24 protein-coding genes, 1 pseudogene and 1 other annotated feature are annotated in these 26,666 nt (G+C 38.4%); of the genes and pseudogenes, 10 read left to right on the top strand and 15 right to left on the bottom strand.

The window, feature by feature from the left end:
- Window positions 1-139 precede the first annotated feature (139 nt).
- Entirely contained in the window at window positions 140-1,588 is a 1,449-nt protein-coding gene (mafR, locus tag FFM68_RS09685) for a global transcriptional activator MafR (RefSeq protein ID WP_137619138.1), read from the top strand.
- Window positions 1,589-1,597: 9 nt separating this feature from the next.
- On the opposite strand, the gene FFM68_RS09690 is transcribed toward mafR, so the two are convergent.
- From FFM68_RS09690 to FFM68_RS09720, 8 genes and pseudogenes are all read right to left on the bottom strand, one after another.
- A complete protein-coding gene (locus tag FFM68_RS09690) occupies window positions 1,598-4,150 on the bottom strand; it encodes an HAD-IC family P-type ATPase (RefSeq protein WP_137619139.1) in 2,553 nt (850 codons plus the stop codon).
- A gap of 476 nt (window positions 4,151-4,626) precedes the next feature.
- Window positions 4,627-4,866, bottom strand: a pseudogene (locus FFM68_RS13265) (AAA domain-containing protein); the annotation flags it as partial.
- A gap of 24 nt (window positions 4,867-4,890) precedes the next feature.
- Window positions 4,891-7,734, bottom strand: coding sequence for an AAA domain-containing protein (locus tag FFM68_RS09695; RefSeq protein WP_239585151.1), 2,844 nt, complete (start codon window positions 7,732-7,734; stop codon window positions 4,891-4,893).
- Window positions 7,735-8,210: 476 nt separating this feature from the next.
- Window positions 8,211-8,456: a GlsB/YeaQ/YmgE family stress response membrane protein gene (locus FFM68_RS09700; RefSeq protein WP_137619140.1), complete on the bottom strand. Its 246-nt coding sequence runs from the start codon at window positions 8,454-8,456 to the stop codon at window positions 8,211-8,213.
- A 21-nt stretch (window positions 8,457-8,477) separates the two neighbouring features.
- Window positions 8,478-9,083, bottom strand: coding sequence for an Asp23/Gls24 family envelope stress response protein (locus FFM68_RS09705; RefSeq protein WP_137619141.1), 606 nt, complete (start codon window positions 9,081-9,083; stop codon window positions 8,478-8,480).
- Window positions 9,084-9,149: 66 nt separating this feature from the next.
- Entirely contained in the window at window positions 9,150-9,347 is a 198-nt protein-coding gene (locus FFM68_RS09710; protein ID WP_137619142.1) for a DUF2273 domain-containing protein, read from the bottom strand.
- A 10-nt stretch (window positions 9,348-9,357) separates the two neighbouring features.
- Complete coding sequence (gene amaP / locus FFM68_RS09715) at window positions 9,358-9,930, bottom strand: alkaline shock response membrane anchor protein AmaP (protein ID WP_137619143.1); 573 nt, start codon at window positions 9,928-9,930, stop codon at window positions 9,358-9,360.
- Window positions 9,931-10,099: 169 nt separating this feature from the next.
- Window positions 10,100-10,990, bottom strand: a complete 891-nt coding sequence (locus FFM68_RS09720) for an SDR family oxidoreductase (protein WP_137619144.1) — start codon at window positions 10,988-10,990, stop codon at window positions 10,100-10,102.
- A 210-nt stretch (window positions 10,991-11,200) separates the two neighbouring features.
- Here FFM68_RS09720 and FFM68_RS09725 point away from each other — a divergent pair, with 210 nt between their 5' ends.
- Window positions 11,201-12,142 (top strand): magnesium transporter CorA family protein, encoded by a 942-nt coding sequence (locus FFM68_RS09725; RefSeq protein WP_137619145.1) that lies wholly within the window; start codon window positions 11,201-11,203, stop codon window positions 12,140-12,142.
- Between the two features lie 87 nt (window positions 12,143-12,229).
- On the opposite strand, the gene rplT is transcribed toward FFM68_RS09725, so the two are convergent.
- The 3 genes from rplT to infC all read right to left on the bottom strand — a co-directional run bounded on the left by rplT (window position 12,230) and on the right by infC (window position 13,449).
- Entirely contained in the window at window positions 12,230-12,589 is a 360-nt protein-coding gene (gene rplT / locus FFM68_RS09730) for a 50S ribosomal protein L20 (RefSeq protein WP_137609945.1), read from the bottom strand.
- A gap of 61 nt (window positions 12,590-12,650) precedes the next feature.
- The gene (gene rpmI, locus FFM68_RS09735) at window positions 12,651-12,851 is read right to left on the bottom strand and encodes a 50S ribosomal protein L35 (RefSeq protein WP_010742869.1); all 201 of its coding nucleotides are present in this window, start codon (window positions 12,849-12,851) and stop codon (window positions 12,651-12,653) included.
- A gap of 73 nt (window positions 12,852-12,924) precedes the next feature.
- Window positions 12,925-13,449 carry a translation initiation factor IF-3 gene (gene infC, locus FFM68_RS09740; protein ID WP_137609944.1) on the bottom strand — a complete coding sequence of 175 codons (525 nt, stop codon included), beginning with the start codon at window positions 13,447-13,449 and terminating at the stop codon, window positions 12,925-12,927.
- A 27-nt stretch (window positions 13,450-13,476) separates the two neighbouring features.
- Window positions 13,477-13,605: a sequence feature (ribosomal protein L20 leader region), on the bottom strand.
- 135 nt (window positions 13,606-13,740) lie between these two features.
- Here infC and FFM68_RS09745 point away from each other — a divergent pair.
- Entirely contained in the window at window positions 13,741-14,778 is a 1,038-nt protein-coding gene (locus FFM68_RS09745; RefSeq protein ID WP_137619146.1) for an FUSC family protein, read from the top strand.
- Between the two features lie 125 nt (window positions 14,779-14,903).
- Window positions 14,904-15,713, top strand: a complete 810-nt coding sequence (locus tag FFM68_RS09750) for a Cof-type HAD-IIB family hydrolase (protein ID WP_137619147.1) — start codon at window positions 14,904-14,906, stop codon at window positions 15,711-15,713.
- A gap of 79 nt (window positions 15,714-15,792) precedes the next feature.
- Here the strand turns inward: FFM68_RS09750 and FFM68_RS09755 are convergent, their stop codons facing one another.
- Window positions 15,793-16,698, bottom strand: a complete 906-nt coding sequence (locus FFM68_RS09755) for a magnesium transporter CorA family protein (RefSeq protein ID WP_137619148.1) — start codon at window positions 16,696-16,698, stop codon at window positions 15,793-15,795.
- Window positions 16,699-16,851: 153 nt separating this feature from the next.
- Between FFM68_RS09755 and FFM68_RS09760 the strand changes: the two genes are divergently transcribed.
- Window positions 16,852-17,184 carry a PadR family transcriptional regulator gene (locus tag FFM68_RS09760; RefSeq protein WP_137609940.1) on the top strand — a complete coding sequence of 111 codons (333 nt, stop codon included), beginning with the start codon at window positions 16,852-16,854 and terminating at the stop codon, window positions 17,182-17,184.
- Window positions 17,184-17,735 carry a hypothetical protein gene (locus tag FFM68_RS09765; RefSeq protein WP_137619149.1) on the top strand — a complete coding sequence of 184 codons (552 nt, stop codon included), beginning with the start codon at window positions 17,184-17,186 and terminating at the stop codon, window positions 17,733-17,735. The genes FFM68_RS09760 and FFM68_RS09765 overlap by 1 nt, the downstream gene beginning before the upstream one ends.
- 127 nt (window positions 17,736-17,862) lie before the next feature.
- On the opposite strand, the gene FFM68_RS09770 is transcribed toward FFM68_RS09765, so the two are convergent.
- Window positions 17,863-18,519 carry a deoxynucleoside kinase gene (locus FFM68_RS09770; RefSeq protein WP_167483478.1) on the bottom strand — a complete coding sequence of 219 codons (657 nt, stop codon included), beginning with the start codon at window positions 18,517-18,519 and terminating at the stop codon, window positions 17,863-17,865.
- 354 nt (window positions 18,520-18,873) lie between these two features.
- Between FFM68_RS09770 and mvk the strand changes: the two genes are divergently transcribed.
- Genes mvk through fni form a run of 4 tightly spaced genes read left to right on the top strand, consistent with a single transcriptional unit; the run spans window position 18,874 to window position 22,972 of the window.
- The gene (gene mvk, locus FFM68_RS09775; protein WP_137619151.1) at window positions 18,874-19,815 is read left to right on the top strand and encodes a mevalonate kinase; all 942 of its coding nucleotides are present in this window, start codon (window positions 18,874-18,876) and stop codon (window positions 19,813-19,815) included.
- Entirely contained in the window at window positions 19,808-20,809 is a 1,002-nt protein-coding gene (gene mvaD / locus FFM68_RS09780; RefSeq protein ID WP_137619152.1) for a diphosphomevalonate decarboxylase, read from the top strand. Before mvk ends, mvaD begins: the two co-directional genes overlap by 8 nt.
- 41 nt (window positions 20,810-20,850) lie before the next feature.
- Window positions 20,851-21,939 (top strand): phosphomevalonate kinase, encoded by a 1,089-nt coding sequence (locus FFM68_RS09785; protein ID WP_137619153.1) that lies wholly within the window; start codon window positions 20,851-20,853, stop codon window positions 21,937-21,939.
- Window positions 21,929-22,972, top strand: coding sequence for a type 2 isopentenyl-diphosphate Delta-isomerase (gene fni, locus FFM68_RS09790; RefSeq protein WP_137619154.1), 1,044 nt, complete (start codon window positions 21,929-21,931; stop codon window positions 22,970-22,972). Before FFM68_RS09785 ends, fni begins: the two co-directional genes overlap by 11 nt.
- Before the next feature lie 80 nt (window positions 22,973-23,052).
- Here fni and FFM68_RS09795 read toward each other — a convergent pair whose 3' ends face one another.
- Entirely contained in the window at window positions 23,053-23,520 is a 468-nt protein-coding gene (locus tag FFM68_RS09795) for a hypothetical protein (protein ID WP_137619155.1), read from the bottom strand.
- Window positions 23,521-23,786: 266 nt separating this feature from the next.
- Window positions 23,787-26,387 carry a bifunctional acetaldehyde-CoA/alcohol dehydrogenase gene (gene adhE / locus FFM68_RS09800; RefSeq protein WP_137619156.1) on the bottom strand — a complete coding sequence of 867 codons (2,601 nt, stop codon included), beginning with the start codon at window positions 26,385-26,387 and terminating at the stop codon, window positions 23,787-23,789.
- Window positions 26,388-26,666: the final 279 nt, after the last annotated feature.

The raw sequence follows: 26,666 nt of genomic DNA on the forward strand, positions 1-26,666 counted from the left end.
ATTAGAAGTATAGACTAATTTAGATATAAAAAAAATCCCCCGCACTCAGAGGAACATTTCCTAGTCGCTAGTTTGAACAGCTACTACTTGACCCGTCTCGTTTTTCTCCGTATGCTTAATTTTGAAAGGAGCGTTTCTGATGTACTCGATGCTAAAAAAAATCATTACCGAAAAAGACATCTATCGGCAAATTTTACTATTAGAACACTTGCTGCATCATTCTCAGCTGACCGCTAAAGAACTGGCTGGAAAGATTGGAACAACGGAACGAACGATTTTTTCTGATCTACAATTGATCCGCAGCTATTTGCCAGAAAATTGGGAATTAGCTTCTGACAAAAGCGGTATTCGCCTGCTTGCACAAAAAAATTCACTGACTAATGATCTTTGGGAAACTTTTTTACCGCATTCTGCTAGTCTGCAGTTGATCAAGCAATTGTTTTTCACCAAAGAATTGAATATTCCACACTTTTTGGCTGAGATCGGCATCTCATACGAAACACTCAAACGGCAGAAAACAAAAATCAATCAACAATTAGCCGCGTTTAATATCAAGATCCACTTAACACCCGCTCAAGCAATTTTAACTGGTGACGAAAGTGCCATCCGAATCTTTTATCATCGACTATTGCTCCCGTTCACCCACAATAATTATTTCTTTGCGGACTATTCGATTCACGAAGAACATTACTTGCACTTTTTAACCAAAGAACTGCCGGAAGAATCCACTGTTGATACAGAACAAATTTTTGGTATTTGCTGGTTTTTCATCAACAGCATTCGGATCAAAGCCGGCTGTCCAATCGAAGGTTTCACTTTTGCGTCAGATGATCCGCTGTTCTTGCTGTATGTTCCCTACTTAAAAGAGCTATATAAAAAAGAAGGCGTTTATCTGCAAGATGAAGAGATCTTTTTTGCTTTCTTTTGTTTTTTAGAAAGTTGGAATTACAACAGCTCACTGGGAAACCAAGTATCAGACATCTTAAATGAAAACTATTCGTTCTTACGTGAAAAGGCCCAGCATGCCGTCCAAAAAATCGCTGATGAACTATCCTTGCAAGCATTGAATCAGACAAATTTGGCAACTAATTTACTGCTTCTTCTATTAAAGTACGCAGAATCTCCTGCCTTGTCTAAACAATTCCAGCTGGAATACCAAGAAATTTTGCTGCAGCGCAATGAAGAATATACTGTTTTGACTAAGGAAAGTACGAAACTTTTTAATGACTTACCACAATTTTCAATGATTGGAGACACTACCTATTTTGTGAATCTTTTTTCTCTTTTGAGCCAGCAAGCAATTTCTTCTATCCGGCCTCATCTGCGGACCGTTTTCTTTATTTTTCAAAGTGAACCAGCTTGGAAAAATTTCTTGCAGCAAGAATTGGCTGACCTTTTAGGCAAACGAATCAAATTAGTTCCGCTTGAGGTTTCTCAACTCAAAACATTAGCTGTCCAAACTGGCGATCTGATTCTTTCAAATATTCCGCTGGACTCAGCCCCATTACCGGTAATCTACTTGTCTACTACGCCAACTAAAAATGAGCTCAATCAATTGACCGAACTCACTTCTTATTCGTATCTTTAAGTAAAATGGTTAGTCGTTTTGATAACGAATAGCCGTTTTTTCTTTTCGCTTGAAGATTTCTTTACTGATCCGCTTCTCCAGTTCTACGATCAGAAACAGTAGCAAGGCATTCCCTAAAATCAGCAATTGTTGAGCTAGATTTAGCGCCGTCGTGCCGATCAGCTGTTGTCCTAACGGTAAGAAGACCACGCCTAATTGAAGAATGAAAAGAAGACCTAATGAAATAAATAAAAATTTATTCTCAAAGAAGCGGCGATTGATTGCTGGATCAAACTTCTCACGACAATTAATCATATAAACTGCCTGACCTAAAACAATGCTTTGTAAAAGAATCGTTTGCTGCAACGCTGTTCCTTCAAAGCGCATTGATAAAAAGTAGGCTGGGATCATGATCAATAAGGAAACATACACGATTCTAAAGAAGCTGTAACCTGATAAAATCCCCATCTTCGCGTCTCGCGGCGGACGAGTCATCGTATCTCGACTCGCTTGCTCAAAACCAATCGCGTAAGATAAAGTGATTGTCGTTACCATATTGACCCATAAAATTTGGATTGGCGTCAACGGCAATGGCTGATTCATCAGCATCGCTAAAATTACGATCAAACCTTGCGCTAATGCCGTTGGTAAAAAGAAATTGATCGTCTTTTGCAGATTATCAAAAATTCTGCGTCCTTCCTTCACTGCTTTTACAATAGTAAAAAAGTTATCATCGGCTAAAACCATATCGGCGGCTTGTTTACTTACCTCGCTGCCCTTGATCCCCATCGCGATCCCAATATCTGCTTGTTTTAAAGCGGGGGCGTCGTTCACACCATCACCAGTCATTCCTACGACTTCTTCTTGTTTTTGCAATGCCGTCACAATTCTTAATTTATGTTCTGGTGTCGTGCGGGCATAGACATCTACTACACCAACCGTTTCTGCTAACTCCTCATCAGACATCTCATCAATATCCGCACCTTCTAAAATTATCGATGTGTGCTTTAAGCCAATCTGTTCACTGATGGCTTGTGCGGTCGCTTTGTGATCGCCAGTGATCATCTTGACTGAGATCCCTGCTTGCTGAGCTTGTTCAATTGCTCGAACCGCACTTTCTTTTGGCGGGTCAATGATTCCTGCTAATCCAACAAACGTGAGATTACTCAATGACTCATGCGTCAACTCTGTTAAGAATCCTTTTTTATAACCAAAACCTAGCACACGCTGTCCTTTGCTGGCTAAATCCAATCCTTGTTTCTCCCAATTTACTTTTTCCTCATTCGTTACGTCCGCCTTTTCCAACAATACTTCAGGCGCTCCTTTAACAAAGATCACTTGTTCTTCACCATCAGTATGCATCGTTGCCATATATTTGTAACGAGAACTGAAGGGAATTTTTGCCACTACTGGTTTTAACTGCTGCTCTTCTTCTGCAACATATTTCAACAATGCGAGCTCTGTCGGATTGCCATGGATCGTCTCGATTTTTTGCTCATCGCGTGTTTTCAATTCCTGACAATTATTCATGATCTCTTTGACTACCGACAGTTCTTCTGTTACGACTGCTTGAACAGTCATTTCATTTTTCGTAAGAGTTCCCGTCTTGTCCGAACAAATCACCGTCATTGAGCCCAACGTTTCCACTGCCGGCATTCCTTTGATGATCGCATTTTCATCAGCCATCTCTTTGACCCCCATCGAAAGAATCATCGTCAAGACTGCTGGCAGTCCCTCTGGAATCATCGCCACGATTAAGGCGATACTAGCAGAAAACATCAAATTCCAATCCATTCCATATCTGAAACTAGTAAAAAATAGCAAGAAAAGAATCAAAGCCAAAATCCCTCTAAAAATCTGTTTATTCAATTGATGCATTTTTTTAACTAATGGCGTCTCTTGCGCTTGAATTGCCTGCAAGGCATGATTGATTTTTCCAATTTCTGTCGCATCACCAGTCTCAACGACCAATCCACGAGCTGAACCTGTTTGTACTAATGTTCCAGAAAAAGCCATGTTCAACTGATCACCAGCTAATGCTTCTCGCTCGATCGGCGCTACTATTTTTTCAACCGCCTCAGATTCGCCAGTCAAGATGGATTCTTCCACCGTTAAATCATGAACTTCGATCAATCGCAGATCCGCCGGAATAACATCGCCAGCTTTTAAAAGTACGATATCCCCTTCGACTAATTCTTCTGCGTCTAGCTTGATCGGCTGTCCTTCATTCAAGACCGTTGCTTCTTGTCCCATCATCTGCCTCAATCCATCCAATGATTCTTCTGCTTTACGCTCTTGCCAGTACCCGACCAGACCATTGACAATAACAACTAAGAAAATAATCCCGCCTTCGACCCATTCACCCGTCGCAAATTTCAAGACAGCCGCAAGGATCAAGACAATCATTAACAGATCCGTGAAATGTTTAGCGATTTTACGCCATAATTTCACTTGTTCCTTTTCTTCAATTTTATTCGGCCCATTATTTTTTAAACGTACCTCTCGCTCTTGTTTAGTCAACCCAGTAGTCTGTGCGGTTAATTTATTCAAAACATCTTCTATCGATAATTTATACCACTTCATCTATTGTTCCCCCATATCAATCATTTGATACTTTAAGTATACGGAGAAATCACCGCACTTGCGGTCGATAATTTCATGGAAGACAGAAATTATTGTGCTTGCTAAACGTTATATTATAAATACACAGACAGAAAAAGAACCGAAAAAATAATTTATACAAAAATAACATAATATATTTCTGTTCAAACTACGCAATCTATCAATAGACAAGAAACTAAGATAGACCTCCAACAGATCTTAACGATAAAAAAACAATCTATTTTCTTATATAACATCTGAAGACAAAAAAAGAGACTAGCATTAGCCTCTTTTTTGTATCCTCCTGTTTAACGTTAACTTCGATCTGTTTGATCTGATTTTTTTGGTCCATAAATCAGAAAATTCAGTACAATTTTAATTTACATGCTGAAGGAGGTTCATCAAAGTAAATTTGTTTGCTTAAAAACAATTTAGTATAGAAAATTATAGGCAGCTAATCAATTGGAGTTATAATCATCAATAATTGACATTGTAGTATTTGCTACTTTACTTCCAAGTTTACTATATAAACTTTTATCACCAATAACATAAAATTCTTCTTTAGCTCGGGTTGCAGCTACATTCATTATATTTGGTTCAGAAACTGCCCATCCAGCGGCTCCTTTACTATTAGTGTCTGCTCCAAGTATAAAGTATACGATCTTAGCCTCTTTCCCTTGAAAAGTATGAACTGTTCCAACATTTACAGGCTTACCATCTTTTCACTGTGTGAAGCCAATCTCATCTAACTCTTTAGCTAATCTGTATGCAACATTTTTAAATGGGGTAATCACATATATTTCTCCTGACAACAGAGGCTTTTCTCTTAGGCAATTCACGATTTTACTTTTTAAGTATTCTGATTGTTCTTTTACAAACTTATCATTTGCCTGACCAGAAATATCAAACCACTTTGATTTACCTTGAGACTCTTCAAAAATTTTCCCCTGAACCATGAGCCCATTGTATGAAATCTCATTTGAAATTGTGAACATTGGATAATTCGAACGCCTATGGACCCATAATGGGATCCCAATCCATTCACCATCATCTTTTTGAAATCCATATTGACTAGTATCATCCACAATTGTTTGCGTGGATGAACTAGAAGAAACAAATTTTTCATTTACTTGATAGTTTTGTCCCAATAAATTCAACATGTTTGAATCTAACGATAATACAGGTTTAATTTGTGAAGGATCGCCAACAACCATGACTTTTTTACTTCTAAATATTGCCCCTACGCTTGCTTGCGGTAAAGCCTGACCTGCTTCATCGATAAATAAGTTGCCGAGAGAATTCTCCTGTAAATTTCTGAACATTCGTCCGAAACTCGCAAATGTTGTACTAATCACTGGAATAGCAAGGTTTAACCACTGCCAAGATTCAAGTATTAGCTGTTGACCATTTTCTTTAGACATATACTCATCTTGTTTATCCCAGACTATCCTCGCTGTGTTTAAGTGTTTACTATTTTCATATAAAAATTGTTTTTTAACTTCTAAGGCTTTCATAAATAATTCCGTTTGTTTCACACGAAATTCTTTAGTAAACCATGGATTTGAGATTTGAAGTTCCTCATATGATTTTGAGAAATCAATCTCGTCTATATTTGTCCTCTTTTTTAATTCCTCTATCAATTCTATCTGTTTTTTTATACGATTTATTTTTTGATCTTGCCGTTCTCTCCAATTATCAAAATCAGCGTTTGCTTGTTGGATCTTCTTTTCTATATCAGCAAAATCATTTTGAGCTTGATGAAGTTTTTGACTCATTTCTGTTTTTTGTTTTTTTAAATATTGTCTTTGTTCAGCAAGTTTATTTAAGCTATCATTGGCATATTTTAATTCTTCATAATAGCTTTTAGCTTTTCCCGTTTTCAAAACCTTTTGTACCCACATCAAACTTGGTTTTTGTGAGACAACTACATCAAAGTTTCTTTGGGCTTCTCTAAAAAGTACGGAGAGTTCTTCAAGTTTTGCTTCAGAGATTTTTAACATATTTTCTGTTATTTTAATTTTTTCTGATAAAGATTCAGACTGTTTTTCTTTGTTCTCGCAAAGTTTTATTAGCTCTTCCTGTTTTTCAATTTTCTCTTGAGAGTAATGATCTTTTTTTCTTTTATATTCACTGTTCAAAATTTGAAGTTCTTGGACTTTATCATAATATTCCTGAATTTGGTTCTGTTCAGCTAATAGTTGCTTCTGTAGTTTTGAAAATTCTTCATAGATTTTACGATTAGATTTATATTCTTCTTTTAGATACTTATATATGAATTCAATGTTTAATAACAAATTACTAATGTTTTCAGCTTTTCCGCCTTCAAGTGAAAAAGCCCCCCAATTTTTATCTTCTAACTTCTCGATAGTAAGTTCTCTACTATTTTTATTTCCTGCTTTAATCCATTTCCCACTGAGCTTTGAATTAGATATTGTTTTAAAATAATCTACTAGAAATATTTTTTCTCTAAATTCTTTAGAGATTTCATCTATTTGGGGAAGCTCATTAACAATATTCTGTACAGCTCCATTATTAGAACTAGCAACAACTATGTTTTTATCTGAAATTTGTTGAGGCACTACCCCTAATTTTGCTTTTTCCCAATAAGGGATACTTCCTTTTACTTCTTTATTCGCTAATTTACATATTTCTTCAGCTTGTTGAACAATTAAATCAGCGAAGATATCTTTAAGTAATGTTGTTTTTCCCGTACCGGGCGGGCCATTAACACTACGGATATCATTTTTTTCATTTAGTGCCAAATTGACTGCAATTTCTTGCATAAGCGAAAGTGAATACTTTGACTCACTTGGAAATCGACCTAACGGATAGTATTTTGGTTGTAAAATCTCTTGAATAATTATTGGATCAAAATTGGCTGATTTATTATTACTATCTAAATTAATTTTTTCACCAGAAAAACCAGTAAAATAGCGATTTAAATTTTTTGTATCAATAAGTTTGGCTTTTTCTAAATCATCAATAAAAAATGAATGAAGATTTATATCCCCATTTTCCAAATCTTTTACAAATCCATAGCAGCAAGAACCTAACTCAACTCTATATTGCTTTAGTAAATCCTTTAGAACAACATCAAATTCCTTATCTTCAAATTGTTTACTTAAATCAGCACGTAAACTATTTTCAGCCTTTAAAAAGTCTTTAGGTAACTCCTTCTTGTAACGTATGTAGCCACTCATTGTAAAAAATAGTTTTTCAGGGATAAAATTTAATTGATTATCAAAATATAAAGCAAATGTAAATTTATTAGAATGACTAATTTCTTCATGAGAGGCAGGAATTCCATATTTTTCGCGAAGTATGTCAGTTATTTCTTGGAAATCAAATATATCAAAGTAGAATACTATTCCTGATTTTTTAAAGTTTTTGTCAGAAATTTTTTGAGCTGATCTTTGTAGATTTAAGAGATTAAAGAAGGTCTCATAAAATTCATTATTTAATTGATTGTCAAAAGTCCTGTAATTGTTATCCGATATTTTTATAGAGCCTTCTGATAATTGCTCAATCGTGATCCAAGCATTTAATATATCAATTTTCTTGTTCATTCACCTTCACCAAAGCGACGACAATTCGATTATTTCCTGTAATAAATTCACCTAATTATTCTAAATACATGAATTTATCGTTCCGACATTGTCTGATTCCTTCCTTTTTATAACAATTATTATCTTATACAAAAAAATTTTTTTCAATTGTTTTTTAGTAAGAAAGTAAGCATCTAATGACGCCAATCCCTAGTAAATAAAAAAATGAAGACTCAGGAATCAACAAATGATTTCTGAGTCTTAACTACTTCTTCTATTAGGGAATTGTGACCTCCGTATAATAAAGCAAACTCTCCAATTTCTCTTACTTTTCTAAAAGTTATCTCACCTGAGAAATCAGTGGAGCATCCCTCTTGATTCAATTCTTATCATTAGTATCCATAAAAAGTATCCATAAAAATAATCATCCCTACTCATTGAAGCTGGGATGATTATCCTATCTCCCCTTATTATCACTATTTTCTTTATTTGTCTGTTTATTTACTTCTGCCTAAGAAAAATGAAACAATCAGTACTAAGATGATTGCTCCAATAATTGATGGCACAAGTGCCATTCCGGCAAGTGAAGGGCCCCAATGTCCTAATAACGCTTGGCCTAGTGCTGACCCGACTAATCCTGCAATAATATTGGCGATCCATCCCATGCTGCTTCCTTTACCTGTGATCGCACCTGCTATAACGCCGATGATTGCTCCGACGATTAATGACCAAATAAGTCCCATGATAATTCCTCCTCTAATCTATTATTCTACGCGCGGTTCTTGTTTTTCTTCGATCTTTTCTTGTGCTGTATTGGTTCCACGGCTAACTGCTTCTTTTGCTTTGTCTGTTTGTTTTGCTGCAAAGCGTCCGGTAGTCTTAGCCGCGCTGGTTACTTTATCTTGAACTGTTTCACTGTCTTCTTGATATTCATCTTTTGATTTGATATCAACAACGTTAACATTTACTTCGATCACTTCAAGATGTGTCATGTGGGCTACTTCGTCATGAATGACTTGCTTGATTCGCTCTGCAATTTTAGGAATGTCGCGACCATATTCAATGACTACATCCATGTCGACTGCTACTTGCTTCTTGCCAACTTCTGTTTCAATTCCTGAAGTAACATTCTCTGTATTGACTAACTTCTCTGCGATATTCGAAAAAAATCCGCCATCAACCGTTAATAATCCATCGATTTGATCGACAGCCGTTCCAACAATTTTTTGGATTACCTTGTCCGCATACGTCAATTCGCCTTTGATCTCGGTTACTTTATTGGTATCTGCAAAGGTTTCATAATTGCCATCAACTGGATTTACTCCTACGGTTTTATCACGGACATCTTTGTTCTCAAAATTATTGACCATTATAAATTCCTCCTGTTAGATAATTTTTTTATTTTTATTCATTAAAAAAACTATTGGCAGTTCTTACTACTTGTTTCGAGGCTTAAAAATATCCCTAAATAAACCGCTTTGTTCCAAATAAAAACCAATCATCGTGCCCAAAACTGTAAGAACAACAAGTAATAGCGTTTTAAAAAAACCAATCGAAACTAATAAGATTGCTAGGATCAATCCCAATCCCCCAAAAATAATCGGGAGTTTATATTGATAAATGAATTCTTTCATACGCTCCCTCCTATTCTACTCTTGAGCGATTTGCAGTCCTTTGATCTTCTTTTTCGAATTCTTTATATGCGACATCTACTTTGACCTTTTCCTCTGAACCTAAGATGGCTTGCAGCTCATCTTTAATCTCTTCCATTAAGTTTCCTGTTTTTCCAATAATCGAAGAGGTTCGTGTTAATTGACCAGTCACATAAATTTTTATCGTATTTTTTGTTGCACGAACTTTTACTTTTGGTGAAGAAACAAAGCCGACTCCTTTTAATTTTGAACGGACAAAGCCTTCGATAGCTTTTTTATCCAAAGATAAGCGTCCTCTGTCTTCATTTAGCACAAAAGTCTGTTTGATTCTCGGATAAAAAATCAGAACACAGATAAAAATCAATAAAACGATTGAGAAAACAACAGCGCTCCAAAATAGAAAAAGTTGAAAATACTCATTTGACAGCAAATCATAAATAAATCTTGCCCGCCTCATTCCAAATGGAAATTCTGAATAAGGCGATGTGATTGCGCTCATCATCAACAAAACAGACATCAATATCAATGAGAGGATTATTCCAATCGCTTTGATCCCACGATTCATAGTGCACCTCCTTCACAAATAACGAGACTTGTGCTGACTAACTACAGATTAACTTAACGACCTATGCTTTTTTTCTCCGCATCAAAAAATGGCTGAACAACAACGGAATCAAATTAAGTAACAACAATATACCAATGGATTTCGTTCTTTTTTTCATCGTCGTCCTCCTCTATAAGTTGATCGCCTCGCCGCCCGTTACGCCATAAATCTGAGCGGTGACATAGCTGGCATCATTTGAAGCTAAGAAAACATACACTGGTGCCAGCTCAGCAGGCTGCCCAGCTCTTTCCAAAAGGGCTTCTTGGCCAAATTCTGGTATCGCTTCTGGTGGTTGGCCCTGATCTAATTGAAGCGGCGTCCAAATCGGTCCAGGAGCGACACCATTTACGCGAATTCCTTTTTTGGCTAATTGTTTTGCTAAACCAACCGTAAAATTGGCGATCGCAGATTTTGTTGCCGCATAGTCTAATAAATGATCACTAGGGTTAAATGCTTGAATGGATGTCGTCGTAATAATACTGCTGCCCGCTGGCAAATGCGACAAAGCCAATTGAACCAGTTCAAACATCGCGATGATGTTTATCGTAAATGAATCCTTTACTTGCTGGATTGGTAATTCTTCAATCGCTTTTTGTGAAATCTGTTGGGCAGCGTTTAAGACCAATGTGTCTAATCCGCCCAATTCTGCGACAGTTTGCTCGATTATCTGTTGCGGCGCCGTTTCGTTTCTTAAATCATACGGCAGCAAAACGGCTTTTCTCCCAGCTTTTTCGATATAGTCGGCAACTTGTTGCGCGTCTTTTTCTTCCCCCGGAAAAAATTGAATGGCAACGTCGGCACCTTCTCGAGCAAAGGCAATGGCAGCTGCGCGTCCAATTCCAGAGTCTCCTCCGGTAATGAGTACTCGCCGGTTTTCTAGTTTTTTATTTCCAACATAACTTTCTTCCCCACAATCCGGTCGCGGCTGCATATTTGTTTGCAACGCGGGAGTATCCTGATCCTGTTTAGTAAACCGGTCGGAATAAAATAACTTTCTCGGATCTTTTAAAACTGGCTTCATCCTGACATTCTCCTTTCTATCTATCTCAAAGTGTAACGCATTCTCTATTTTTTAAGAAATATTCTGCTCAATTCTTTTTTTACAATGACTTTTTTTCTAAAATTTGACAATTCAATAAAAATATACAACTATGAGTGGAAGTAAGAGGATTTGAGTAGTTTTTAGCCGAGATTAATTAATAACAATTAATAACAGACAGGGTTGGGGAATATGATTCAATATTTTGAAATCAGTTCAGCAAATGGTGTCACAGAAAGTTGTTCCGAACATGGAAATTGGCTGGTCTTAACAGAAGCGACAACTGATGAACAAGCAGAACTTATTCGAACCTATGGTTTACCTGAAGAGATTTTTATTGGGGCGACCCACGCGGAAGAAGTCTCCCATTTAGAACCGTTAGAACAAACTTCCTTGGGAGATGCCTACGCTCTTGTCCTGACAAATCTTGCAGATACAAACGAAACGATTGAAAAGCGTTTAGAGCCGATTATTTTTATTGTGTCTGAGTCGCTATTGATTACTTATGTCGGTAAAAATTCTTCGTTTATAGATAATTTGCTAAAAAAACATCAAAATAAAATAACTAATTTTGAAGAATTGATTGCTTTTAGTATTTTCATGGTGTACACCCACTACATCAGTGAACTGATGGAAATCAAAAAAGAGATCGACGCGCTAGATGAAGCAGCAAGAAAAACAACCGAAAACAATTCATTGTTCCAATTAGCAGATACTAGTAGAAAAGTTGTTTACATCGATCACAAGCTTGCTGGTCAAAAAGAAACGTTGGAGCATTTATGGAAGAAAGAGAATTTTCTTGAAACATTAAACAATCCCAAAGTTCTTTACGACATTCGCCTGCATCAAAAACATGCAGAAGAGCTCATCAAAATTTATCGAGACTTACTGGAAACAGTCGGTGGTCTTTTCACTGATATGATGGATAATAATCTGAACCATCTGATGAAATATCTTGATTCTGCCGCTCTGATTCTAGCAATCCCAGCACTCATCTCTGGAATATGGGGAATGAACACTGGGGGACTGCCGGGAAAAGGCTCCAGTACAGGTTTCTTTCTAGTAGTCGGATTCTCAATTCTTTTAGCGATCGTCGTCGCGATCCATCTAAAAAAGAAAGACTTTTCAAAATAAGTGCTCAGACTGTAAGACGATTTGATCAAAAGAAAAACCCCGCTCAATAAGAGCGGGGTTTACGTTGATACATCAACGTTTATAAGCCTATTTGTTTAATGAATCTTTTGCTTGGTCAGCTAGTGCAGTGAAAGCAGCTGCATCGTGAACTGCTAAGTCAGCTAACATTTTACGGTTGATTTCGATACCGGCAACTTTAAGACCATGCATTAATTTTGAGTAGCTCAAGCCGTTCATACGAGCCGCTGCGTTAATACGAGCGATCCACAATTTACGGAAGTCGCGTTTCTTTTGACGACGATCGCGGTATGCGTAGTTGTATGAATTCATTACTTGTTCTTTAGCTGTTTTAAATAGAGTGTGTTTAGAACCGTAGTAACCTTTAGCTAATTTTAATGTCTTTTTACGACGTTTGCGAGTTACAGTTCCACCTTTAACACGTGCCATGTTTAATTCCTCCTAATAAATAAATCATTGAATTTTTTTAATTGTAAAGCAGGTTGCGCAATTATTTCATGCGTGCCAATTGTTGGCGGATACGTTTGTAATCGCCCTTTGATACCATTGATGCTTTACGTAATTGACGACGTTGTTTTTTTGTTTTCCCGTGGAATCGGTGACTCGTGAACGCGCGGAAACGTTTCAAACCGCCGTTACCAGTGCGTTTTACGCGTTTTGCTAAACCGCGATGTGTTTTTTGTTTTGGCATGACTAAATTTCCTCCTACTTTTCATTTCGCATACTCTTCAACGAATGTCAAAGAAGCATTCTCAAAATTATTGCTAGTCTTTCTTCTCTTTCGGTGCAAGCACTAAGAACATGCTACGTCCGTCCATCTTCGCTTTTTGTTCCACTGTCGCGATATCGCCAGTTTCTTCAGCTAAGCGATCAAGAACTTTTTGACCAATATCTTTGTGGGTAATGGCACGGCCCTTGAAACGGATCGAAGCTTTCACTTTGTCGCCTTTTTCCAAGAATTTGCGTGCGTTACGAAGTTTTGTATTAAAGTCGTTTACGTCAATCGTTGGACTTAAACGAACTTCTTTAACGTTGATCACTTTTTGTTTCTTGCGAGCTTCACGTTCTTTTTTCTGTTGTTCGAATCGGTATTTACCGTAATCCATAATACGCGCTACAGGCGGTTTCGCACCAGGAGCTACTAGGACTACATCAAGATTAGCTTGTTCAGCAATTTTTAAGGCTTCTACTTTCGATATTACACCTAGTTGTTCGCCATCTTGTCCGATCAAACGTACTTCACGCGCACGAATGCCGTCGTTAACCATCATATCCTTTGCTATGGTCATTCACCTCCAAATTTTTTGAGAGAAAAAAAGCGAATAAAAAAACGAGTTCTTTACGAACCCGCACGTAGTTTGACTTATCGAAAAGATTAGTCAATAACTATCTAGCCCAGCGAGATATTCGCATAAGGCGAGAAGCGGGTGCTTCTGCTTTTATTTCTCAACTTTAATAGTATACAAGCTATCTTCTAAGATGTCAACCTCTTTAGTTTTTATTTCTAATCGTTTTCAGAAACTTTCTGTTGAGTTTTCTTTAATAAGTATGCTACCGTATAATATGAAGGAAGTGATAGAATGGAACAATCTTTTTTTAAAGAATTGATTCGTTACAACAAACCAAAGGAATCCCCCTTTCGTTTAATCGGCGCGGGCCTTTGTATGATCAGCATCTTATTCACCGGTTATTTATCTCATCAACTAGCAGTTGCTAGTTTTGGTTCACTAGGTATCTTTACCTTTCTTTATTATCAAAATCTCCCTCTAAAACAGTTAGTGCTGCGTTTATCAATTATCGGTAGTTTCTTAACTTTAGGAAATTTTCTTGGTATGCTTTCAACCCACGCAGATTGGACTGCTCCTATCGTCGTTGCCCTTATCGGCTTTTTAGGTCGTTTCTTTTTCCGACTGCACGGCATTGCCAAACCAGGTCCTTTTTTCATCGTTATGGTTACAGCAATGGGCACAAGCACAAAGATTCCTTTAACTAAGATCCCCTTAATGAGCGGCTACTTTTTTATCGGCGTACTCTTTGCCATCGTCTTTGCGGTTATCATACACTTTATAGAAAAAGCACCCTTGCCAACAACCAAAACAGCTGCCACACTGAAATCACGAATTGCTGATGATCCGGCTGTGATCATCGAAAGTCTTTTTTATAGCGCTATTTTATTTTTTGCTGTGTATTTAAGTATGGGACTGCGTTTAGAAAATCCTTACTGGCTCATCGTCTCTTGTGCAGCGATTTTACAAGGCGACACGCTGCGGGCAATGGCTCATCGAAATATTCAACGGATCTTTGGTACGATCATTGGTCTGTTGATCGCTGCCTTTTTACTGAATTTGTCTCTAACTGTTTTTGAAACATTGATCGTGATCACTTTGCTGTTTGTGACCGTCGAATACTTTATCAAACGCAATTACGCAATCGCGCAATTTTTTACCACACCTATGTCGCTAATGTTGGCGATGCTGGCAAAACAGCAATACATTTACACCTTGATCCAATTTCGCTTTCTCGGAATTGTGATTGGCAGTTTATTAGGTCTGCTTGCTGCTTACTTGATGCATATTAGTTTCAACTTTTACAATCGTAAATTCCGACCAAACGAATAATGATCAGACCGAGTGAGTCTGTAGTGTCCTCTAAAAGTTAGACCAAAAATCTAACTTCTGGGAGCACTACAGACTGCTCTTTTTTTGTTATACTAAGGATATTAAACATAAAAGGAGTTCCTACTATGTATCGATTGATTGCTTGTGATTTGGATGAAACATTGTTAGATAAAAATCGGCATGTGTCCAAAAAGACACAAGAAACAATAAAAAAGGCCGAAGCCCAAGGATTGGTATTCGTGCCGGCGACTGGTCGTGGATTCTATTCAATCAAGCAAACATTGGAAGAATTAACTGCTAAAAATAAAGACAACCATTACATGATCGGTTTTAATGGCGGCGTAATTGTCAAAAATCAAGGACCAGTGATTATCAAAGATTTTCCTTTGAATTTCGAACTACTTACTCGCTTATTTGAATTTGGTTCCAAATATGACGTAGCGATCCATCTTTATACATTTGAACAAACGTATCTTTATCACAGCAATCCTGAAGAAGATGCTTACTTGTCGACGATTCCTCACGAAAAAAGGCTAGATGATGATTTTAGTTTTCTAAAAAATCAAACTTGCTATAAAGCCTTGTTCCAAAATACGGATCGCAGTTATTTAGAAAAATTAGAACAAGAACTACCTGCTGAACTGCGCGCAGTCTTAGAAATAAGCTACTCTTCCAACCGTTATATCGAATTCAATCCAAAAGGCGTCAGCAAAGGCGCGGCATTGCAAGTGCTAGCAGATCAGCTGAAGATTCCTATGAGCGAAACAATCGCTATTGGCGATAACACAAATGACCTAGCGATGATCCACACAGCTGCGTTAGGTGTTGCAGTCGCTAATGCGGTCCCTGCCGTTAAAGCGGCGGCCCAGCATACAACGATTGCCACTCATGAACAAAGTGCTGTAGCTGAAGTCATCGAAACGTTTATTTTATAAAAACAAGGGAGTGTGAATTAGTCTCACACTCCCTTGTTTTAAACTGACTGTTTTTTCAAAAAAATTCTGTTATCCCTTTTTAACGTATTCTGCGCCATAAAATCAAGATCAACCATACAGATAGTCCTAAACTGATGATCAATGTTATGAACCAGCCGGCTTCAGAATGGGCAAAAGGCAATGGCATATTCATTCCAAAAAAGCCCGTCACGATCGTTGGGATCGTCAACAACAATGACCAGATCGTCAAAATTTTCATCGTGTCGTTCAAATTATTATTCAACAAATTATTATAGGTCCCCGACAATTGATCCAAAACCTCACTGGAAAGTTTCGTCATCTCTACCGCTTGTTTTGCCTCGATCAATGCATCGTCTAACTCTTCTTTTTCTTTAGCAGTAAAGCTTGAAAAAAGCGTCTGTGCTTTGACTTGTTCCAACAGCACCGCATTTTGTTTAGTCGCAGTTACTAAATAAACTAGCCCAATTTCTAAATCAGAAAGTGCCAATAAATTTTTATTGGTTGTCTTTTCGCGCAGTCTTTTGTTCAAATGGATTCGCTGACTGTCTACTTCTTCTACTAAAGGAAAATAATAATCAGAAATCAAAAACAAGGTGTGGAACAACAAACTCGCTGTGCTTTGATCTGGTTCATTTGCTAATAAATTTTCAATGATGTTTTCAACATAGTCTGTCCGCTCATTTACAAAAGAGAAAAAATAATGCTCTTTTAAAATAAAGGCCATTGGACTCGTCTCATAGTGATTATCTTTTTTCAAAAGATTCGGTACATTAAAAATCAACAAAAATGCTTTTTCTAAGGGATCATATTCCACCCGCGCCCGCTCGTTGTCATCAAGAGCATACGTCAACATCTCATCACTGATCGCATAACTGGCCTGTAATTTTTTTATTTCATGCGATTGTGTACTATCCACATTGATCCAAGTACACTTCGCTTGATTGAATGTTTTTTCGCTGTCCATCAAAAACCTCCTGTACTGATTCTTGCTCACAGTATACCAAAAATCATCATTCACTATTAATTTCACACACGTTAGAAGTTTTTTATTGACTTTTTTAATACCTCGCTTTATTATCTTTATGACACGAGGTATCATTTATAAGGAGGTAAAAAATTGGAAATCGATAAAGAAGTCTTACGCGGATACATCGATCCAATCATTCTAAGTATTCTGGCTAAAGCTGACAGCTATGGTTATGATCTTGCGCGCCAAGCAAAGGAACTGAGTCATGGAACTTTCGAATTGAAAGAAGGAACTTTATACGTTGCATTCAAACGTTTAGAAAAAAATGGGTATGCAGTCGGCTATTGGCAAGAAGGCCAAGCGGCTCGACGTAAATACTATCATATAACAGAAAAAGGCCGGACTTTTTTGCAGCACAAAAAACAGGAATGGCAATTTATCAAACAATTAATGGACACTTTTTATAAAGGAGACGAAAACTAATGAACACATCAACCGATAATAAAATCCAAAAATTTGCAGAAGAAATGGTCAGAGAAAGTTTGAGCAAAGATCAGCTGAGTTACCCCGAACGGATGTCCTTGAAATTACAAGAACTTCGCGAAAAAACAATCCAAAATCTAAAACCAAATCGCCAAGAAGAAACAGATGAGATTGCAGGGTATGTCAAAGATTACTTGACTCAATTGATGACTGAAGAAAATTTAAGCGAAGAAGATGCTTTGAATCGAACGATCGCTGTTTTCCAAGCAGATCGTCCACTTTCAGATGAGGAACAAAAAAATCTGGAACGACAAGCTTATTATCAATCCATCGATCCGCAAATCGAGGAGTCAATCGGATTAGGTTATGCCAGCAATTTATTCATTGGAATCGTGATTGGTGCAATCATCGGTATTTTCGGACAGATTTTATATACCGGTGACTTGATTGGGATCGTCTTATTTTTGATGATCGGACTAGGTTTACTGCTGGGGATCGCCTTAGGGTTGAAAAAACACAATCGCATTATCAGTCAGCATCGAATGAAATAGTTCACGCAAAAAAAGAGCGATGACAAAATTTTTGTCATCGCTCTTTTTTATGCGGTGCTCCAGAATCTTCTTTAGAAAATAAGCTAAAATTTCTTATAGCTACTTACTTCTGTCACGACCACTTTTATTATTCAGCAGGTACCGCTTGAACTTCTAAGATTTTTTCATCGATAATCTGAAGCACTTCATCGCGTGCTTGTTCATCGTCAACAAAGTTTAAACGATCACCATCGATTTGGATCTTAGGACTTTCATTGTAGTCTTCATACCATTGATCATAACGGCTGTTTAATTCTTTATAATAATCATATAAAGTTGGATCAGATTCTAATTGTTCATATTCACGGCCGCGTTTTTGGATACGTTCCATCATCGTTTCAAACGAAACACGGATATGTACTAATAGATCCGGATGTTTTTTATGAGCCGCATATGGCAACTCTTGCATCATGTTAGCCAATAATTCATCATAAACCTTTACTTCTGTCTCTGTTGCTCGACCAAGATCGGCATTTAGATGGAACAATAAAGAATCTTCATAGATTGAACGATCCAAGACATTGTTATCATCTTGCATAGCTTTTTTGATACTATCGAAACGTTTATTTAAAAAATAAATCTGCAATAAGAATGCATATTGCTCTGGATCGGCATAAAACAATGGCAATACTTCATTATCATCAATTGATTCATAAAAAGCTTGACTGTCTAGATGCTCTGACAACATTGCGGTCAAACTTGATTTCCCTGCTCCAATGGTTCCTGCTAATACGATCACGCTCATAAACCCCCAACTCGTTTCATACAAAATATAGTGCGTATTTTTCAACTTATACAATATACCCCCAATATCTGGTGTCGTCAAACAAAAAATTCGAAAAATTTGATTCTTTTTTTCTTCTAAGGAATGTTTAAAAAATCGTTGTTTTTCAAAAACTTTTCAGTAGTTTCGTTTACTTGTCGGCGTTCTCTGAGTAAAATGTAAAGGAGATTGAAATGAATAACTATTATTAAATAAAAATTATCCCCTGTTTTTCAGGCGGGGCTAACACAAGATTGCGCGTTTCATTAAGCGGCAATCGGCTATTTTTCTCTGGAGGGAAAAATAATCACTCTAAAACGAAATAGGGGTTTTTATATGAAATCGATTGGCACCGGTTATGCCAGCGGGAAAATCATATTAATGGGAGAACATTCGGTTGTCTACGGGGAACCGGCGATCGCCTTTCCTTTTTCTGGAACAGGCATTCAAGCGACTATTCGCGCGAATAAATTAGAATCGTGGATCGAATCTAGTTTTTTTCACGGACCAATTTCAAAAGCACCAAATACGATGCGAAATGTTACGGTCTTGCTTTGGTATTTAGTTAAATATTTTAAAATTCCAGAACCATTTTACTTAAAAATCGACAGCTCGATTCCCGCAGAACGCGGCATGGGTTCCAGTGCTGCCGTCGCTGTTGCGATTACTCGCGCGGTTTTTGATTGGATGGAAGAACCAGCAACACAAAAAAAAGTTCTCCATTTTGTCAATCAGGCTGAAGCTGTTGCTCATGGAAATCCTAGTGGGATCGACGCGACAACGATTAGCGGAACCGAACCCATTCTTTATCAAAAAGGGATTGGTTTTCAACCTTTCCAACTGAATATGGATGCTTTTTTAGTCGTTGCTGATACTGGGATCAAAGGTCAGACTCGCAAAGCAGTCAGCGACATCGCTCAGTTAATGAAGCTGCGTCCTTATGAAACGAATAAACAAATCCAAACACTGGGTAAATTAACTCGCCAAGCTCAACAGGCGATCTTACAAAACCGACCTAGAATTTTAGGCGATTGTATGAATCAAGCTCAAGGGTTGTTGCGCTTATTAGGCACCAGTAATCGGCATTTGGATCATTTGATCAAAACTGCTTTAGACAATCAGGCGCTTGGGGCAAAACTGACCGGCGGCGGTCGCGGCGGTTGCATGATCGCTTTAGCAGAAAATGAAACGAGCGGTCGGCAGTTGCAGCAGATTCTATTAGACGCTGGGGCACGAAATACATGGATCGAAGGGTTAGGGGTGTATGCGCATGTTTAGCGGCAAAGCTCGAGCTTATACTAACATCGCCTTGATTAAATATTGGGGCAAAGAAGATCAAGAACTGATCATCCCGATGAACAGCAGCTTATCGCTGACATTGGATGCTTTTTATACTGAAACTCAAGTCATCTTTTCAGAAGATCTGACTGAAGATTGCTTCTATTTAGACAATCAATTGCAAGATTCGAAAGCGACTGTAAAAGTGAGTCGCTTTCTTGATCTCGTCCGTTCTCAGGCCCGCTCTTCCTTATATGCGGTCGTTAAGAGTCAAAATTTTGTTCCAACAGCCGCTGGGTTAGCTTCTTCTGCAAGCGGATTGGCAGCTCTAGCTGGTGCGGCCAGTGCCGCATTGAAGTTAGATTTAGCACCGGAAGATTTATCGCGTTTAGCACGTCGCGGTTCTGGTTCAGCCTGCCGCAGTATCTACGGCGGCTTTGCGGAATGGCAAAAAGGAAATTCTGATCAGACTTCTCGTGCTGTAAAAGTTCCTAGCAATAATTTCGAGAACGATTTAAGTATGATTTTTGTTGTCGTCAACGATGCTAAAAAAGATATCTCTAGTCGTGACGGTATGCAGCGAACCGTTGAAACTTCCGCGTTTTATGACGGTTGGTTGCAAACTGTGCCGCAAGACCTAGCGCGCGCAAAAAAAGCGATTATTGAAAAAGATTTTAACACGCTGGGGAAAGTAACTGAAGCTAGCGCTTTGAAGATGCACGGAACAACTCTAGCGGCTAATCCACCGTTTACCTATTGGTCAGCTGAAAGCATGCAAGTCATGGACCTTGTCCGTCAACTCAGAAATAACGGTTTGCCTTGTTACTTCACAATGGACGCAGGTCCCAATGTTAAAATTTTAGTGGAACGAAAAAATGAGAACGCATTGCTCCATGCTTTAAGTAGCCAGCTCAACTATCAACATTTAGTGGTCGCTCATGCAGGTCCAGCAATTGAAATCTTACCAGAAGATGCTCCCCTTCCATCTTTTTAGTTTGTAAAATTAGTATGTAAAAATGAAAAAGGAGTCAGCAAATGATCGAAGTCTCTGCACCAGGAAAATTATACATTGCCGGCGAATATGCTGTAGTCGAACCTGGACATCCAGCGATTATTGTTGCGATTGATCAATTTATCTCGATCTCAATTGGGCCTGCCAAAAAAATCGGTAGCATTCAATCTGCTCAATATAGTGATCTGCCAGTGCGGTGGACTCGCCGCAACAATGAATTAGTCTTGGATCTCCGCGACAATCCATTCCATTATATTTTAGCCGCGATCCACTTCACCGAAAAATTTGCGCAAGAAAACGGAAAAAAACTCGCCTTCTTCGATTTAAAAGTAACTAGCGAGTTGGATAATTCCAACGGCCGCAAATATGGACTCGGTTCTAGTGGTGCGGTGACGGTCGCTACTGTCAAAGCGTTGAATGCTTTTTATGATTTACGACTTTCACAGTTGGAATTATTCAAATTAGCCACTTTAGCGCATTTAAATGTACAAGGCAACGGTTCTTGCGGCGATATCGCTGCAAGTTGTTATGGCGGTTGGCTGGCCTTTTCTACTTTTGATCACGACTGGGTTTTAAACAAATTAGCCACCGAAAAGTTGTCGTCTTTGATTGAAAGTGATTGGCCAAGTTTGCAAATTGAACCACTACAAGTGCCAGAAGATCTGCGCTTACTGATTGGTTGGACGGGCAGTCCAGCTTCGACTTCTGATTTAGTCGATCAAGTCCATCAATCCCGTCAAGATAAAAAAACTTCTTATGAAAATTTTTTAAGTGACAGTAAACAATGTGTCGATCAGATGATTCAAGGCTTCAAACAAAAAGATGTGGCGTTGATTCAAAAAATGATTCGAAAAAATCGCTATTTATTGAATCAGCTGACCAGTTTGAGCAATGTATCGATCGAGACAGAAGAATTGAAACGCTTGAATGATCTTGCTGAAAATTACGGCGGTGCCGCAAAATCATCAGGTGCTGGTGGCGGTGATTGCGGAATCGTAATCATCGACAAACGCGCCGGCATCTTACCTTTGATGAGCTCATGGGAAAAAGCCGGTATCACGCCGCTTCCTTTACATGTCTATCATTTCAAGGAGGAGCACCATGAATCGTAAAGATGAACATGTCTCTTTAGCTCGCGCTTTTCATCATAAAATCAAGGAAAATGATTTTGATGCCGTTCGTTTGATTCATTCACCTTTAGTGACCACTCGTCCCAAAGCGATCGATCTGAGCACCGAATTTCTCGGTTTAAAACTAAGTGTGCCCTTTTACATCAATGCGATGACTGGCGGTAGTGAGAAAACGAAACAGATCAACCATGATTTAGCTATCATTGCTCGCGAGACCAATTTGATGATGGCGACAGGATCTGTCAGTGCCGCGCTCAAAGATCCCACCGTAGCAGACTCTTATACGATCATTCGCCAAGTCAACCCCAACGGTTTGATTTTAGGAAATATGGGCGCTGGCAGAACAAGCGCTGACGCAAAAAAAATTGTCGATTTGCTTCAAGCAGACGGTCTGCAAATTCATTTGAATGTGCCGCAAGAATTGGTTATGCCTGAAGGCGATCGTGATTTCCATACATGGTCACAAAATATCCAAGAAACGCTTCAACATTCTACCGTTCCTGTGATCGTTAAAGAAGTCGGTTTTGGGATGGATTACGAGACGATCCAACGTTTGAAAACACTCGGTGTAGCAGCTATTGACGTTTCCGGTCGCGGCGGCACGAGTTTTTCTCAAATTGAAAATGCTCGACGTCCCAAAAAAGAATTAGACTACTTAGCCGACTGGGGACAATCTACGGTGATTTCTTTACTGGAAGCACAAAATGATCCAGAGATGATTTTACTTGCTTCTGGCGGCATTCGAAATGCCTTTGATATTTTCAAAGCGCTTTGTTTAGGGGCTAAAGCTGTTGGGATTTCTGCTACGATTTTAGATAGGCTGTTAAGCCACGGAATCGAAGCGGCGATCGAAATGATCGAAGACTGGAAAGTGCAGCTTCACCGATTGTATTTGATGACCAATAAAACAACGACTGCCGATTTGATTCGTAACCCGCTGATTCTGAGCGGCGCGCCTAAAGAATGGTGCCAAGCTCGAGGAATCGATTATAAAAAATTAGCCGTACGAAAATAAGTTGTAAAATCTCAACTAAATCGAATATATAAAGGGCTGCGACATTTGTCGCAGCCCTTTATGCTAATAAAACTTTGTAGTTACTTTCTAAACAAACGTTGCAGCCAATTCTTCTTTTCCCCAATTCGAATATTTCCACTGACTTTTTTCTCGTCTAGCATCGATTGAAAAAGGATATTATCTTGCAGCAACAATTGATTGATAATCTTCAAACGTTTGATTTTCCGTACTTTTTGGTCATAAAGTTCTTGCTCATCGTGTTCAAATTCCTTATTTCGAGCAAAATCTCTTTGGATGATCTTCATTAATTCATATTGCTGTGTAAGCAGATGATTGATTTGCTTGATTTCAGCCGGCATCGCAGAGCTTTTTGAATCTGAAGGAGCTAATTGCTTCAGTGCGGCGACATAATCTTGCATATCCAACATAAAGATATGATTTACCTTACTTGTCATCAAGTTTTTTTCCGTCGTCAAATAGTCGATTACAGCACCTAATCGTGCATTCGATTCAGCTAATTCTTGGATCTCTCGTTTCAGTTTCTCCATACTCTCGAACCTTTCCTCTCATCCTAATCCTAGTCTATCGTTTTTCACAGACTATAACAATCAAAGAGAGTCATTTTAGTTAAAAAGTCGGCTCTTTTAAACAAAAATAAATAAAGGTTTCTTCATCGTTCACAAAATTTTATAAAATAAAGAATACCGAATCATCCCCGGTAAAAAAATCGCCATCGAAGTGGATTGCTTCAAAAAAATCAAAAATTTTTAAAAAAAGAAGTTGCGACTATTTGTCACAACTTCTTTTGATTGTATTAAGCTTTGTAATCGTAAGCTGTTAAGATGATTTCTTTCAGCTCGCTGATCAATGGTTCTTTTGGATTTGCTGTTGTACATTGATCTTCGTAAGCTAATTCTGCCATCCGATCAACGGTTGAATCTAATTTCTCTTGTGTAACGCCTTGCGCTTTCAAGTTCATTTCGATACCAACCGTCGTACCTAAGTTGTACACTGCTTCGACTAACGCTTTGACTAACTCTTCTGTCGTATTGCCTTTCAGACCTAAGAATTTTGCGATATCAGCATAGTCTGTGTCTGCACGGAAGTAATCATATTTAGGGAACATCGCATGTTTTTGCGGATCTTTTGCATTGTAGCGAATGATATGTGGCAATAAGATCGCATTGGTACGTCCATGAGGAATCCCGTATTCTCCACCGATCTTGTGAGCGATTGAGTGAGAAATTCCCAAGAATGCGTTGGCAAAGGCCATCCCAGCCATTGCTGAAGCGTTGTGCATTTTTTCCCGCGCTTCTGGATCTGCTGTTTTCACTGATTTTTCCAAGTATTCAAAGACAAGTTTGATGGCTTGCAAGCTCAAGCCGCGAGTATAATCTGATGCCATTACTGAGACATACGATTCGATCGCATGCGTTAATACATCCATACCAGTATCAGCTGTAACTGATGCAGGCACCGTCATTACAAATTGCGGATCGATGATCGCTACATCTGGAGTCAACGCGTAATCTGCCAATGGGTATTTTACATGCGTTTCGCTATCCGTGATAACCGCAAATGGTGTTACTTCAGAACCAGTACCAGAAGTTGTTGGGATACATACAAACTGAACTTTTTCAGAATCTGCAATTTTATACGTCCGTTTACGAATATCCAAGAATTTTTGTTTTGCGCCAAAGAATGAAGTGTCTGGGTGTTCAAAGAACATCCACATTCCTTTCGCCGCGTCCATTGCTGACCCGCCGCCTAGTGCAATAATTGTATCTGGTTTGAAATCGTTGATCAATTCCAGACCTTTGTAAACAGTGTTTGTTGAAGGGTTTGGTTCAACTTCAGAAAAGACTTCAACTTTCACATCATTTTTACGACGGCCTAAAACTTCGCGTACGATATCTGCATAACCGAATTGAACCATTCCTGGGTCGCAGACCAACATGATACGTTCAACTTTAGGCATTTTTGTTAGATACAATAATGAATTCTTTTCAAAATAGATCTTTGGCGGAAGTTTAAACCATTGCATATTATTTCTCCGTTTCGCGATAGTTTTAACATTGATCAAGTTGATAGCAGATACGTTTTTAGATACAGAGTTTTTACCGTATGAACCACAACCAAGAGTCAATGATGGAATCATTTCGTTGTAGATATCACCGATCCCGCCTTCAGCAGATGGTGAGTTGACTAAGATCCGGCAAGCTTTCATGCGTAAGCCGAATTTCACTTGTAAGTCTTCATCTTCTGTATGAATCACTGCTGTATGCCCTAATCCGCCTAATTCCAACATCCCTTGACACAGATCAAATGCATGTGCATGATCGTTTGCTTTGACCATGGCTAATACTGGAGAAAGTTTTTCCCGCGATAATGGATAATCTGCACCGACACCATCTAATTCTGCAATTAGAATTTTGGTCCCGACAGGAACTTTGATCCCTGCACGTTGCGCGATATCCTCAGCTGAATGACCAACAATCGCAGGGTTGACTGCGTATTTTCCTTCATTCATTACGGCATCTTCTAATTTCTTCAATTCTGCTTTTTTCACTACATAAACTTGATGCGCTTGGAATTCTGCTTTTACTTCATCATAGATTTCTTTATCTACGATGATCCCTTGTTCAGACGCACAGATCATCCCGTTATCAAATGTTTTTGATACGATTAAGTCGTTGACTGCTCGTTTAATTTTCGCGGTTTTTTCGATATAAGAAGGCGCATTTCCTGCACCAACACCTAAAGCTGGTTTACCTGTTGAGTAAGCTGATTTGACCATTCCAGGTCCACCAGTCGCAAGAACGATCGCTACACCTGGATGGTTCATTAACATTGAGGTTGCATCGATCGATGGTTTTTCGATCCATTGAATACAATTTTCAGGAGCCCCGGCTGCGATCGCTGCATCACGAACGATCCGTGCGGCTTCTGCCGAACATTTTTGAGCACTTGGATGGAAAGCAAATACGATCGGATTTCCTGTTTTTAATGCGATCATTGATTTGAAAATTGTCGTGGACGTTGGGTTCGTCGTAGGAGTGACCCCACAAACAACGCCGACAGGTCCGGCAACTTCGATCAAACCTTTTTGTTTATCTTCACCAATAATACCTACTGTTTTATCATGTTTGATGCTGTTCCAAATGTATTCAGATGCATACATGTTTTTGATTGCTTTGTCTTCAACGATACCGCGGCCAGTTTCTTCAACTGCCATTTTCGCCAACAACATATGTTTGTCTAATGCAGCCATCGCCATTTCATGAACGATATGGTCTACTTTTTCTTGGTCAAAATCTTCCATTTCTTTCAGAGCAACATTTGCTTTTACCGCTAATTCGTCAATTATCTGTTCAACGCTGATTACGTCTTTTTCTTTTTCAATCGCTTTAGCCATGTGTATCCTCCTAGAAATTTTTGTGTTCCTTTTCACATGATTATCATACAATATCGAAAAACGTTTGTAAACAATTTTTTGTGATTTTTTTCACACCTAGTAAAAATTATTTAAAATCCCATTATTTCAATGCCAAAACAATTTGTTTTCTTTTCTATCAGCAAATTGAAATCATTACGATTATAGAACTTTTTTCACAAACCGTTGTACTTCCATTAGAGATCTTCATTCACTTGATCTGGCATACAAAAAAGAAGCTGTGACAGAAATCTTGTCATA

Origin of the sequence: Enterococcus xiangfangensis, assembly GCF_005405365.1 — a bacterium.
Lineage (GTDB): Bacteria > Bacillota > Bacilli > Lactobacillales > Enterococcaceae > Enterococcus_A > Enterococcus_A xiangfangensis.